The following is a 13,372-nucleotide window of genomic DNA, read 5'->3' as shown; positions in this document are numbered from 1 at the left end:
AAACCTTAGCCCTGAACGATATTCCCGTAATGATTATCAGCCGTTTGACACAATGTGTACCTACATAACAACTGCTTTGTTATTTTTGGCTTACTAAATCACAAAAACCACCATTAAAACAATGAAAAAATCAACCGTATGCAGGCTCCTGCCAGTAGTACTGTGCATGTCTGTTTCCGCCGCCCGTGCAACCGCGGGTCCCGGCCCGGTCCCATCCCTCACTATTATCCAGGGAACAACCACCAACGAGAAAGCCACTAAAATCTCCCTGATGGCTGTTGAAGAGGGAATGGCCAGGGAAATTGCCACATCAGCAGTGAGCGCCGACCACGCCTTTGCCTTTGCCGTACAAAAGCCCGCCGAAGGGTTCTATTACCTGACCACCAATCCCAAGGATAACGGCGCCCGCATCTACCTGAAATCAGGAGATCAGCTGAACCTGGAAGTGGATGGGATGAACTTCATTCAAAAAAGCGGCTCCGCGGAAAACAAGGCATTGCAGGCCTGGAACAAGGTAGTAGCGCCGGTTACCGGCCCGGGAAACAAAATGGATTCCACTACCTTCCAGTCATTTTTCCCTGCGCTGGAAGCTACGCTGCCAAAGGCGGAGGCGTTCAAAAAGAGCTTTACCTCTTCCAACAAAAATTTCAGCAACCTCATGAAGGTAGCCATGGAGGCGGATGTAGAGTATGCGGCCATGCGCTTTTTGCTGACGCCGCGCCGCATCCATCCTAAAAAAGAGGATTACCCGGCTTATTACAAAAGCATCGTGAAGGAGCAGAAGTTTTGTGATCCGAACGCGCTGGCCCTGGCCAACATCGGCGATTACGTACGCCTGTACACCACTTTCAGCTCTGTCATCATGGGCGAAAGACCGACGGGCAAACCATCCGCAAGCGAAATGCTGGCAAAAAATGTGAACGCCATCTGCAATGATCACATCAAAGCCCTTTTCCTCACCAGCTCCCTGGGCGCTTACAAAACCTTTGAGTCCCTCGTGGAAGCTATGGCCCCTTACCAGAAATACCTGGTAACCGACCTGGAAAAGAAACGCTACCTTGAATACGAGAAGTCAGTACGTAAGTTCTCCGCAGGCGAAGCCGGCTACAACTTCTCCGGCGAGGATACCAACGGCAAACAGGTGGCATTCAACGACCTGAAAGGGAAAGTGGTGGTAGTAGACGTTTGGGCTACCTGGTGCGGCCCCTGCAAAGCGGAGCTGCCTTACCTGCAAAAGCTGGAAGAAGAAATGGAAGGTAAGAATGTGACTTTCGTAGGCTGCTCCGTGGATGAAGCCAAAGACAAGGAGAAATGGAAGCAGTTCGTAAAAGAGAAAGAGATGAAAGGCGTGCAGATCTTCGTAAACGGATGGAGCGAAATAACCAAGTTCTATGGCATCAACGGTATTCCCCGTTTCATGGTGTTTGACCAGGAAGGTAAAATCGTGAATATCGATGCACCGCGCCCGTCTACCCCAGAGCTGAAAGCGCTGATTGAAAAGTTACTGGCTAAAGGATAATGGCCGTACTCATGGCAAAATCTAACAGTACCGGATAAATGATAACAGCGTACTCATGGCAAAATCTAACAGTACTGACTATAGGATAACAGCCGTACTCATTGCAAAATCTACCAGTACCGGCTAAAAACCACCCACAAGTACACTTACATAATAACAACTTTCCTCCAAATAAAAAGGCTACCCGTCCAGGTAGCCTTTTTAACTATAATGCGATGTGAAAAAAACGATGGAGGGTTATGCCTTAGCGTATTTAACCCAGGCATACAGGAACATCAGTCCAAAAACTATAATTGCCACTGGCGCCAGAAAGCCACCGATACTATCTCCAACTTTGTAAAAGTTGGTGGTGTGTACTACGTCTAAGAAAGTCATCATGGTATAATGAGTTTATTATTTCCGGGTGCAAATTAGAACTTTAGCCCCAAATTCCCAATCATCCATGCCCCTACCAGGCCAATAATTGCTGAATGTGCGCGTCCAGTCTGGATTTGGCCAGAAAATTTTTTTCCAGTTCGGTGGAGAATGGGACTGGCGTGTCGAGGCTGGCACAGCGCACCACCGGCGCATCCAGTAAATGAAAACAGTGTTCCCCGATCCAGGCGCTGATTTCCGCGCCAAAACCGCCGGTCAGCGTATCCTCATGCAGCACCAATACCCGCCCCGTGGCGGCTACTGCCTGCTGAACAGCATTGTAATCCAGCGGGATCAGCGTCCGCAAGTCCAGCACGCAAATGCTGAGGTGCTGATGATTGGCGGCATATTCCATGGCCCAGTGTACCCCGCTGCCATAGGTGATGATGGTAAGGTCGTCGCCGGACTGCACCAGGCGCGCTTTCCCAATCTCGATGGTATAATATTCATCCGGTACCAACCCTGCGATACTGCGGTACAGCGCTTTATGCTCAAAAAACAGGACCGGGTTGGGGTCCGCTATCGCGGCGCAAAGCAGCCCTTTGGCATCTTCCGGGGTGGAAGGGTACACCACCTTTAGGCCGGGCACATGGGTAAACCAGGCTTCGTTGCTTTGCGAATGAAACGGCCCCGCACCTACGCCGGCGCCGGTAGGCATGCGTATCACCACGTCGGCGTTCTGTCCCCAGCGGTAGTGTATCTTAGCCAGGTTGTTCACAATCTGGTTAAACCCGCACGTGACAAAGTCCGCAAACTGCATTTCCACCATGCTTTTAAAGCCCTGTATGGATAAGCCCAGCGCTGCGCCGATGACGGCGCTCTCGCAGAGCGGCGTATCCCGCACCCTGTCCGGCCCGAATTTTTCCAGGAAGCCTTCCGTTATCTTGAAGGCGCCGCCATACGCGGCTATATCCTGGCCCATCAGTACCAGCAGCGGGAATTCCTCCATCGACTGGCGCAGCGCCTCGGCAATAGCGTCAATAAAGCGTTTTTCGGTACTGGTGCCAATGGGGTAATGAGGCGCCGGCGCGGGAGCAAAGATGTCCGCCAGTTCCTGTTCGGTGCTGACTAACGCCGGGCGTGGCTGCAAGCCTGCCGCCACGGCCTCTTCTATGTCATGTTTAAGTGATTCTTTGATTTCGTGTATGCGTTCCTCTGAGAGGATGCCCTCTTCCAGCAGGAAGGCTTCGTATTGTGCTATGGGGTCTTTTTCAGCCCAGGCTTCCAGCAGCTCCGGCGGCACGTATTTGGTACCGCTGGCTTCTTCATGGCCGCGCATCCGGAAGGTCATTGCCTCTATGAGCACCGGTTTATTCCGGCTTGCGGCATACGCACGGGCGGAACGTACCGTTTGATATACCTCCAGGAGATTATTCCCATCTACCTGGACCCCCTCCATACCATACCCCGCCGCTTTCTCGACCAGGGAGGCGCAGCGGTATTGCGCGGATACCGGCGTGCTGAGGGCATATCCGTTATTTTCTATGAGGAAGATCACGGGCAGGTCCCACACGGCGGCCAGGTTCAGGGCTTCATGGAAGTCTCCTTCGCTGGTGCCGCCTTCGCCGGTAAATACGAGTGTCGCCCGGTTATCTTTCCGGAGCTTATGCGCCAGCGCAATGCCATCGGCAATTCCCAGCTGCGGCCCCAGGTGCGAGATCATCCCGCAGATCTGGTGCGCACGGTCCCCGAAGTGGAAGGAGCGCTCCCGCCCTTTGGAATAGCCGGCAGCCTGCCCCTGCCACTGCAGCAGGAGCTTCTCCAGCGGCATGTTACGCGTGGTAAACACGCCCAGGTTGCGATGCAGCGGCAGTATCCACTCGTCCGCATGCATGGCCAGCGTAGCCCCTACGGCAATCGCCTCCTGGCCGATGCCGGAAAACCATTTGCTTATTTTCCCCTGGCGTAGCAGTAACAGCATTTTTTCCTCTATCAGGCGCGGATATACGAGCGCCCGGTAGAAAGACAATAACTGTTCCCTGCCAAGGTTGGAACTGTCGAAATGCATGCACGGTAAATTTTGCAGGTTAGTTGCTGCCGCCGGCCAGGCCGATCAGCACGCTGTTGATGATGGTCATCACAATGCTGAACAGCAATGCCCACCAAAAGCCGTCCACCTTAAAGCCGGGAACCAGCTTGGCAGCCAGCAGGATGATAATGGCATTAATCACGAAGAGGAATAAACCCAGGGTAATAATGGTAACGGGGAAGGTAAGCAGCACCAACAGGGGCTTAACGAGCGCATTGAGAATAGCCAGCACGAGCGCCAGAATGAGTGCGGTAACAAAACTATCCACTTTTACGGCCGGTTTCAGCAGGTAGGCGGTAAACATGGCGGCAATGGCACTAACAAGGATGCGTAATAGGAAACCCATAGCAATAAGTAATTTAAAATAACGGTGTCAGTAAATAAGACCGGCAAGGCACCGGATAAATGGAATTTACTGCATTTATCCGGTACTCCGTTATTTAAATTACAGAAAATTGTCGGCATCACGATACGCTTTGATAAGCGCCAGCTCGCCTTCAGCGCCTTTTCCAAAGTTCCCGTGCTCCATTCCAAGGATGCCCTTGTAACCTTTCTGATGCAGGTGTTTGAAAATATTGCGGTAGTTGATTTCGCCGGTGCCGGGCTCTTTACGGCCGGGGTTATCACCGATCTGGATATACGCAATTTCATCCCAGCAGAGATCCATTACCGGTATCAGGTTGCCGGTATTCCGCTGCATATGGTAGATGTCATACAGGATCTTACAGGACGGGCTCTTTACCGCCTTGCATATTTCATAGCTCTGCTCGGCCGTGCGGAGGAAGAGGTCCGGATTGTCGCTCAGCGGCTCCAGCACCATCACAATCCCATGCGGCTCCAGGATTTCAGCCCCGCGGCGCAACGCGTCCACCACGTTGGCGGTTTGCACGCCTATCGGCAGGTTGCGCTCAAAATAGCCGGGAACAACGGTTACCCATTTGGCATTCACGCGCTTGGCAGTTTCCACACTCTGTTTGCAGGTGTTGATAAAGGCGTCTTTAAACTCCTGTTTGCCCGTAGTGAGGGAGGTTTTCCAGTTGTTGCCGGTATCTACCACAAATACGCCCATGGTCATGTTCTTCTGGGCCAGGAGGCTGCCTATCTTCTCCTGCATGGCCACATCCCGCTTCAGCATGCCGTTATCCTCAATGGAACGGAAACCCTGATCGTACATGTATTTGATCTGGTCCAGGAAATCGGCGCCGCCGTTGTTTTTAAACATACCGTCGTGCGGGGCATAGTCAAGGTTAAATGGCTTACCTGCGGTGGCAGCTGCTTTGGAGGCGGCCGTCGCAGTGCTGCCTATACCTCCGAGGGCCAGGGCGGATATGCCGGCCAACGCACCCTGTTGCAGGAAATTTCGTCTTTTCATAACGATGCAATTAAAAGTAAAAAGGACACCCTTAAATTTAAAATGTTTTGAATGTAAATGCTAACAAAAAGGAAAAAAATCAAAAAATCACTGCTTTTTTTGCGTTCATCACAAAAAATTTGAAACAAGACTTTCATTTTCTATCTTGACCAACGTACACACCCAATCTACTCAGATGAAGAAGTTTTATGTGACCTTATTGGCAGGCGGAATGCTTTATCAACCGGCATCTGCCCAAAAGGACAGCGAATACACCGCGTACGAGCAAAAGATACCTGGTACTGAAGTGCATTTTAAAATGGTGCCCATCAAAGGAGGCACGTTCACGTTAGGAAGTCCGCAAAATGAAAAAGGCAGAAAAGCCGATGAAGGCCCTGCCAAAACTGTAAAGATCGATGACTTCTACATGGGAGCCACAGAGGTTACCTTTGAAGAATACAACGAGTTTGCCGATCAGGATAAGCCGCAAACGGACATTCCGGATGGTATGACCCGCCCCAGTCCGCCGTATATCGACCTTACGCTTGGTATGGGCAAAGCCGGCGGCTACCCTGCCAACAGCATGAGCCAGTACGGCGCCCTGATGTACTGCCGCTGGCTGTACTACAAAACTGGCGTATTCTACCGCCTGCCTACCGCAGCGGAATGGGAATATGCCTGCCGTGCCGGGGCCAAAACTGCCTATCCGTTTGGCAACGACGCATCCCAACTCAAAGCGTACGCCTGGTATAAGGATAACAGCGGTGGCAAATACCACCCTGTAGCGCAACTGAAGCCAAACGCCTGGGGATTGTACGACATGCTGGGCAACGTACAGGAATGGACCATGGATCAGTACGACGAGCAGGGCGTAGCCCAGGCCGCCGCTGCCAACCCCTGGACCATGCCGACTAAAAAGTCGCCACGGCTGCTCAAAGGCGGTAATTACGATGACGACGCCACGGCCCTCAGAGCCGCCGCCCGCATCAAATCGGACCCGATGTGGAACGACCGCGACCCGCAAAATCCCAAGAGCCGCTGGTGGAACGCCGATGCGCCGTTCGTCGGGTTTCGTGTAGTCCGCCCCGTTAAGCAGCCTACTAAAGAAGAAGCAGAGAAATTTTTTGAAGAACAGATCGATAAATTCGTTGGTTCCCGCTAGTATTCACACCTTAAAACATCCTTTTATGGACACTGAAAAGAAACAAGAATTCCACGTTCAGGGTCGCCGCGATTTCGTAAAACAATCGTCCATGATCGCCGGCAGCCTGCTTGCAATGCCTATTCTGTCCAAAGCTACCTCCTTCGAGGGTTCCGGCAGCGCCGGCGTGATCAAAGTAGCCCTCATCGGCTGCGGCGGCCGCGGAACAGGAGCCGCCACCCAGGCGCTCAAAACCAAGGAGAATGTACAGTTGGTAGCCATGGCAGATGCGTTCCCCGACAGACTGAAAGACAGTTATGACAACATTAAGGAAGCCCTGGGCGATAAAGCCGACAGGGTCGCCGTTCCGGAAAAAAATAAGTTCATCGGCTTCGATGCCTATAAAGAGGCCATCGCCCTGGCGGATGTCGTGATCCTGGCCACCCCTCCGGGTTTCAGACCTATCCACTTCGAAGAAGCGGTGAAACAGGGTAAGCACGTTTTCATGGAAAAACCGGTAGCTACTGACCCCGCAGGCGTTAAACGCGTGCTGGAAGCCGCTGCGGTGGCCAATACCAAAAAATTGAATGTGGTGGTAGGACTGCAACGCCGTTACCAGAACTCCTACCGCGAACTTTATAAACGCTTCCAGGACGGTATCATCGGCGATATTACCTCCATCCAGGTATGGTGGAACCAGGGCGACCTCTGGGTGAAACCCCGCAAACCTGAATACACTGAAATGGAATACCAGATGCGTAACTGGTACTACTTCAACTGGCTCTGCGGCGATCATATCGTAGAACAGCATATCCACAATATCGACGTAGGTAACTGGTTCAAAAACGACACCCCGGCTACCGCTTCCGGTATGGGCGGCCGCGCCGTGCGCACCGGTAAGGACTATGGCGAAATTTACGACCACCACTACGTAGAGTTCCGCTATGCGGATGGCGTGGTGATGAACAGCCAATGCCGCCACTGGAAAGCCGCTGCCAGCAAGGTAGATGAGGAAATCGTAGGTACCAAAGGCCGCATCTACTGCGATCGCGCGCAGATCGTTGATGCAAAAGGAAAAGTGATCTACCAGTTCGAAAAGAAAGGCAACGAAAACAATCCCTACCAAACCGAGCATGACGAGCTGTTTGCCGCCGTGGCAAAAGGAGAGTACAAGTATTCCGATGCATTGCGTGGCGCGCAGGCTACCATGTCGGCCATCCTGGGGCGTATGGCTACCTATTCAGGCCAGGTGATCCACTGGGATAAAGCCCTGGATTCAGGCCTGGATATCCATCCGAAAACATATGCATTTGACGCCACGCCACCGGTAGTGCCGGGCGCTGATGGCTTCTATCCATATGCAAAACCTGGTATTACGAAATACGTTGGTTAATTATAATGATGATGGCAGAGCCGGGGTTTGGAAAAGGACACACAAATTCCCGGCTTCTTCCTTTGCATTAATTTGTAATTTCCCGGCATGAGGAATTCTATCATTGCTTGCGGAATAGTACTGCTGGCCGGTTCGGCCAGGGCGCAACAGGCGGCCATCGCCAAATGGGCAGCTACGGAAGTGCTGCAGTCCGCCGCCCTGAAAGGGGCCCATACCGGTATCTCCATTTACGAGCCGGCAACCGGCAAATACTGGTACCAGTACCAGGACACGAAATATTTCTCCCCCGCTTCCAACACTAAAATATTCTCTCTTTTCGCCGGCCTGAAAATACTGGGCGATTCCCTGCCGGCCGCCCGCTACCTGGAAAACGATACGGCCATCTTCATCAAAGGCACAGGCGATCCCACTTTCCTGCATCCGGATTTTACCTATCAGCCACTGTTGGCCCTCTTGCAGCAAACCAAAAAACAGATTTGGCTTGTAGGCGCCGGCAACGCCAACCGCCGCTTTGGGCCGGGATGGGCCTGGAGCGATTACCCGGACTACTACCAGCCGGAGCTGAATGACTGGCCGATGTACGGGAACGTGGTCCGCATCCGGCACTATGGGGACAGTGCCTTCATGACGCCGGACCTTTACCCCCTGGCCCTGCTGCCGGACGATACCAGCGCTGAGGTAGTAACGGACAGGGATGAACGAAATAATTATTTCTCCATAAAATATAACCGGAAGGACCGCTCCGCCTCCACCAACGAAGTGCCGTACATCACCGGCTCCATCATGGACCTGAAGGAAAGACTGGAAGATACCCTGCACCGGCCTGTAGGCGTGGCTTTAACGCCGCCCAAAGGCCAGTTTACCTTGTTGCGCAGCGTACCGGCAGATACGCTGTTTACCCCCATGATGCACCGGAGCGATAACTTTTTTGCCGAGCAAACCCTGATGATGGCCTCCGCGCTGCTATGGGACAGTATCAATACCAAACGGCTGATCAAATACGTAACGGATACCTACCTGGCGGCCCTGCCGCAGGAGGCCCAGTGGGTCGATGGTTCGGGGCTGTCGCGCTATAACCTCTTTACCCCGCGCGACTTTGTGACCGTCCTCACCGAGATGTACAAAGCTTTCCCCAGGCAACGCCTCTGGGAGATATTACCCACCGGGGGCAAGGGCACCCTTAAAAATTACTACAAGGAGCAGTTTGTACATGCCAAAACCGGAACCCTCACGGGCAGCGTATGTTTGAGCGGGTACCTGGTTACAAAAAAGAATAAAACCCTTGTTTTCAGCGTACTGGTGAATAATAACAAGGAGAGCGCCACGAGTGTGCGAAGGGCTGTAGAGCAGCTGCTGACGAAGATTTACAGGGATTACTGATAAATACAGGGTTGCTGAAATGGCAACCCTGTTATTTTATATTAAAATTGACAAGCCGGGTGGTATCCTGCGCCTGGTCGGACTCAATCAGCCCGATTCCGCGCGCGTAGTAGTTTACAGCCACCGTGCCTACCGGCAGGGTAGCGCTGGCCGTGGTGGCGCTGGCATCTATCTGAATGCCGATCACATCCGTATAGTCGTGCCCGTTAACCACTTTATTACTGCCTTTTTGCACAATGGTGTATTGCAGCAGGGCCCTCGTGCTGATGCCGCCTGCGCTCACGGTAATGGTATCGGACCAGGTGCTGCCGGCGGGCAGGAAGTCCTTCAGGTAGGTGAGCCGCAGGTCCGAAGCGGTATAACCGTCGAAACTAAGGATAGACGCTATTTGCGTGTACACCCCGTCCGTACAGTTGGAACACATAAACGCCGTACTGTCGCCCAGTTTACGGTACACGTTGCCGTTAATAGTCGTATCCCCGTTCACCGTCAGCGTGTACTGCGTGCTATCCCCGCCGGTACTCACGTTCAGGTACGTAAAAGTAGACCCCTGCGTATAAGGCGCATAGTCGCACTTTGAGTTGACCCCGCCCTCTTCCGTACTCATCTCCTTGCTACAGGAAATGAGCATCAGCACACAAAGCATGATGGTTCCCAGATAGAGGCCGGTCTTCATGAAAAAATAAAGATTAGGATAAACTATTAACGCATAAGTCCCGGTTTTTATTCACTGTTTCTGATATTTTTTTTGGGGGAAGATTTAGCGCCGCGGCTGCGGTATGGCCCCGGTATCAGCCACTTTGCGCCAGGGGCCTGCTATTGCGCCGGCGCCGCCTGAGGGCCCATGGCTCCTTTACCTGCCAGATGAAGCTGGCAGCGCTTATGTAAAACCGCCTTAATTGGATTTAAATGATAATGTATAAAAGATGGCGTTTTAATTAGACAAGAGGGTTTTAAATACGCTTATTTTTCGAAAATAATTAACAAGATTCATGATAACTTGATGGGAGATGAATTTGCTGTACTCGTAGATAAAGAAAGCCCGTTCATCTATAAAGTTTTATCACCCAAAATTTTAATTTATGGTTCCACGTTATGTGAAGGCAATAGCATTGCTATGCCTTCTCGGGTCGGTTCTGCAACCGCAGAGCACGCGCGCGCTGCCTATTTCTCCCTGGCAGCAGGTTAATCTGACCATCAGAGGAAAAGTTAAGGACATCAACGGCAATCCGTTGCCGGGGGTAACCGTATTGGTAAAGGATACCAAACGCGGCGCCACCACGGATGAAAAAGGTAACTTTTCCATTAATGATGTGAAAAAAGAATCGGTACTGGTATTCCAGTTTATCGGTTATGATCCGGTTGAACAGGTGGTGGATGGAAAGCCCCTGACAATCACGCTCAAGGAGAGTCAGAAAACCCTTGACGAGTATGTGGTAGTTGGTTACGGTACACAAAAGAAAGTGACCAAAACCGGCGCCGTTTCCATGGTAAAAGGCACTGAACTGCAGCAGTCGCCCAACGTCAACATTTCCAACTCGCTCGTAGGCCGTATCCCGGGCATTATCGCCGTTAACCAGAGCGGTGAGCCGGGCTACGATGGTTCCCGCATCTTCATCCGCGGGCGCAGCACCCTGGGCAACAGCAATCCGCTCGTGGTGATCGATGGTTTCCCCCGCGATGGCTTTGAGCGCATGAATCCGAATGATATCGAAAGCGTATCCATCCTCAAGGATGCCGCTGCCGCCATCTACGGAAGCCGCGCCGCCAACGGGGTGATCCTCGTAACTACCAAGCGGGGTAAAGGTGGTAAGCCCAGCGTGAGCTATGGCTACAACCAATCCTTCGTGACGCCTACCCGCCTGCCTAAAATGGCGGATGCGCCCACCTACGCGAAGATTGTAAATGAAATCCTGTCCTACGGCGGCGATGCGCCCCGCTACACAGATGAACAGATCAGGAAATTCGGCGATGGCTCTGACCCATGGCTGTATCCCAACACGAACTGGTACGATGCTACCATTAAGAAAGTATCCCTGCAGAACCGTCACGACCTCAGTCTTTCCGGCGGTACGGAGAAAATGAGCTACTACGTATCCCTGGGATCCCTCTTCCAGGACGGGATTTACAAGAACAGCGCCACCAATTACAAACAACAGAACGTAAGGGCCAACCTGGATGCGGTGGTAAATGAATATGTGCGCCTCCGCTTTGACCTGGCCGGCCGGCTGGAAGACAGAAACTTCCCGCCCCGCAGCGCAGGTTCCATCTTCCGCGCGCTGATGCGCGGCCGCCCTACGGAAAACGCCATCTGGCCTAACGGGCTCCCGGGGCCGGATATCGAATACGGCGATAACCCGGTGGTAACAGGCACTAACGCTATCGGCTATACGAGCGATAAAAACTATGTGGTAAACGGAACCTTCGTAGCCGTGGTCAACATTCCATGGGTACAGGGGATGTTCGTAGACGGTAGTTTCGCCTATGACCAGAATTTCGAATTCTTCAAGTCCTTCGTGAAGCCCTGGACGCTGTACACCCTGGACCCCAACAGTCCTGACCACGCGCTGATCCCCGGCTCCCGCGGCGTATCCGCACCGGAGCTGACGGAAAACTTCGCGACCGGTAAAAGCAGCACCGTCAACCTCAAGCTGAACTATACCCGTACCTTCGGGAAGCACTATGTCAGCGGTTTTGCGGCGGTGGAGCAAAGCAACATCCGCGGCGATAACTTCGGCGCGTTCCGGAAATTTTTCGTGAGCGATAAGCTGGATCAGCTTTCCGCCGGCGGCGACAAGCAAAAGGACAACAACGGCTCCGCGTTTGAATACGCCCGCAGGAACTACTTCGGCCGTATTTCCTATAACTACAGGGAAACTTACCTGTTCGACTTCAATGGCCGGTACGACGGTACGCAGAACTTCCCTAAAGGCCGCCGTATGGGCTTCTTCCCCGGCGCCTCTGCCGGATGGGTGCTTTCCAACGAAAACTTCTGGAAAGAGAACGTGCATTTCATGAACTACTTTAAGATCCGTGGTTCCTGGGGCCAGATGGGGAACGACAATGTGCCTTCCTTCCAATACCTCACCACCTACGCATTTAATAGCGGTGGCGTGATGTTCGGCTCTGATCTTAATAAATCGATTTACCAGGTGCGTATCCCCAACCCTTACATCACCTGGGAAGTGGCCAACAACTACAACGTAGGCGTGGAAGCCAAGCTCTTTAAGGAAAAACTCTCCGTGGAAGGGGAGTACTTCTACAGCAAACGCTCCAACATCCTCATCCCCCGGAATGCCGCCATTCCTGACTTTACAGGCCTTACCCTGCCGGACGAAAATATCGGGATCGTAAACAACAAAGGATTCGAACTGGTCTTATCTCACAAAAACGATATCAAAAAATTCCATTATGAAATAATTGGTACGATGACCCGTGCCAAAAACAAGATATTGTACTGGGCCGAATCCCCGAACGTACCCGCCTGGCAGCGGTACACCGGATCCCAGATTGAAGCGCCGCTCTACTACAAGGCCATCGGCATTTACCACACGCAGGACGAAGTGGATAAATCCATTCACCTCAGCGGCGCACGCCCGGGCGACGTGATTTTTGCGGACATCAACGATGATAAGAAGATAGATGATCTCGACCGGATCCGCATCGATAAAACCCAGTATCCTACCATGATCTATGGCCTGACCATGTCCGCCAAGTACGCCAATTTCGACTTTACCATGTTATGGCAGGCGGCTACCGGCGCCAGTCAATACATCCGTACGGAATCAGGGCTGATCGGCAACTTCCCCGAAGCGATTGTGAAAGACCGCTGGACGCCGGAAAACCCGAACGGCAGCTGGCCAAGAGCGTACGACCGTGACCGTGAGTATTGGGTAAACCGCCAGAACACCTTCTGGTACTGGAATACCAACTATGCCCGTCTTAAAACGCTGGATTTTGGCTACAACGTGCCCGCCGCATTCTGCAAACGCATCGGCATCCAGAACTTCCGCGTGTACTTCACCGGGCAAAACCTGATCACCATCGACAAGGTGAAGATCTTTGACCCGGAAGCACCACAGGGTAGCGGTCAGTATTATCCACAGACCAAGATTTACAATGTGGGATTAAACGTAACCTTCTAA

Annotated in this window: 9 protein-coding genes; 5 read left to right on the top strand and 4 right to left on the bottom strand. The window is 52.5% G+C overall.

Features of this window, described 5'->3' with window-relative positions:
* Positions 1 to 121 precede the first annotated feature (121 nt).
* The gene (locus BOC67_RS06285; protein ID WP_291908409.1) at positions 122 to 1,519 is read left to right on the top strand and encodes a TlpA disulfide reductase family protein; all 1,398 of its coding nucleotides are present in this window, start codon (positions 122 to 124) and stop codon (positions 1,517 to 1,519) included.
* A 448-nt stretch (positions 1,520 to 1,967) separates the two neighbouring features.
* Here the strand turns inward: BOC67_RS06285 and BOC67_RS06280 are convergent, their stop codons facing one another.
* The 3 genes from BOC67_RS06280 to BOC67_RS06270 form a co-directional block, all read right to left on the bottom strand.
* Positions 1,968 to 3,941, bottom strand: a complete 1,974-nt coding sequence (locus tag BOC67_RS06280) for a dehydrogenase E1 component subunit alpha/beta (RefSeq protein ID WP_291908407.1) — start codon at positions 3,939 to 3,941, stop codon at positions 1,968 to 1,970.
* Between the two features lie 19 nt (positions 3,942 to 3,960).
* A complete protein-coding gene (locus BOC67_RS06275) occupies positions 3,961 to 4,308 on the bottom strand; it encodes a phage holin family protein (protein ID WP_291908406.1) in 348 nt (115 codons plus the stop codon).
* 99 nt (positions 4,309 to 4,407) lie between these two features.
* Positions 4,408 to 5,334, bottom strand: a complete 927-nt coding sequence (locus BOC67_RS06270) for a TIM barrel protein (protein ID WP_291908404.1) — start codon at positions 5,332 to 5,334, stop codon at positions 4,408 to 4,410.
* A gap of 175 nt (positions 5,335 to 5,509) precedes the next feature.
* Here BOC67_RS06270 and BOC67_RS06265 point away from each other — a divergent pair, with 175 nt between their 5' ends.
* From BOC67_RS06265 to BOC67_RS06255, 3 genes are all read left to right on the top strand, one after another.
* The gene (locus BOC67_RS06265; protein WP_291908403.1) at positions 5,510 to 6,475 is read left to right on the top strand and encodes an SUMF1/EgtB/PvdO family nonheme iron enzyme; all 966 of its coding nucleotides are present in this window, start codon (positions 5,510 to 5,512) and stop codon (positions 6,473 to 6,475) included.
* 25 nt (positions 6,476 to 6,500) lie between these two features.
* Entirely contained in the window at positions 6,501 to 7,847 is a 1,347-nt protein-coding gene (locus BOC67_RS06260) for a Gfo/Idh/MocA family oxidoreductase (protein WP_291908401.1), read from the top strand.
* Between the two features lie 87 nt (positions 7,848 to 7,934).
* Positions 7,935 to 9,227, top strand: a complete 1,293-nt coding sequence (locus BOC67_RS06255; RefSeq protein WP_291908399.1) for a D-alanyl-D-alanine carboxypeptidase — start codon at positions 7,935 to 7,937, stop codon at positions 9,225 to 9,227.
* A 31-nt stretch (positions 9,228 to 9,258) separates the two neighbouring features.
* Here BOC67_RS06255 and BOC67_RS06250 read toward each other — a convergent pair whose 3' ends face one another.
* Positions 9,259 to 9,903 carry a hypothetical protein gene (locus tag BOC67_RS06250; protein ID WP_291908397.1) on the bottom strand — a complete coding sequence of 215 codons (645 nt, stop codon included), beginning with the start codon at positions 9,901 to 9,903 and terminating at the stop codon, positions 9,259 to 9,261.
* A 406-nt stretch (positions 9,904 to 10,309) separates the two neighbouring features.
* Between BOC67_RS06250 and BOC67_RS06245 the strand changes: the two genes are divergently transcribed.
* Positions 10,310 to 13,372, top strand: a complete 3,063-nt coding sequence (locus tag BOC67_RS06245; protein WP_291908395.1) for a TonB-dependent receptor — start codon at positions 10,310 to 10,312, stop codon at positions 13,370 to 13,372.

Source organism: Chitinophaga sp. CB10 (assembly GCA_001870995.2).
Taxonomy (GTDB): Bacteria; Bacteroidota; Bacteroidia; order Chitinophagales; family Chitinophagaceae; genus Chitinophaga.
The sequence above is the reverse complement of the archived record's forward strand: the minus strand, read 5'-3'. Positions and strand labels throughout refer to the sequence as shown.

Coding starts and splice junctions, on each gene's coding strand:
- BOC67_RS06275 (WP_291908406.1), bottom strand. CDS start 4,308: ATGGGTTTCCTATTACGCATCCTTGTTAGTGCCATTGCCGCCATGTTT.
- BOC67_RS06285 (WP_291908409.1), top strand. CDS start 122: ATGAAAAAATCAACCGTATGCAGGCTCCTGCCAGTAGTACTGTGCATG.
- BOC67_RS06260 (WP_291908401.1), top strand. CDS start 6,501: ATGGACACTGAAAAGAAACAAGAATTCCACGTTCAGGGTCGCCGCGAT.
- BOC67_RS06255 (WP_291908399.1), top strand. CDS start 7,935: ATGAGGAATTCTATCATTGCTTGCGGAATAGTACTGCTGGCCGGTTCG.
- BOC67_RS06265 (WP_291908403.1), top strand. CDS start 5,510: ATGAAGAAGTTTTATGTGACCTTATTGGCAGGCGGAATGCTTTATCAA.
- BOC67_RS06270 (WP_291908404.1), bottom strand. CDS start 5,334: ATGAAAAGACGAAATTTCCTGCAACAGGGTGCGTTGGCCGGCATATCC.
- BOC67_RS06280 (WP_291908407.1), bottom strand. CDS start 3,941: ATGCATTTCGACAGTTCCAACCTTGGCAGGGAACAGTTATTGTCTTTC.
- BOC67_RS06250 (WP_291908397.1), bottom strand. CDS start 9,903: ATGAAGACCGGCCTCTATCTGGGAACCATCATGCTTTGTGTGCTGATG.
- BOC67_RS06245 (WP_291908395.1), top strand. CDS start 10,310: ATGGTTCCACGTTATGTGAAGGCAATAGCATTGCTATGCCTTCTCGGG.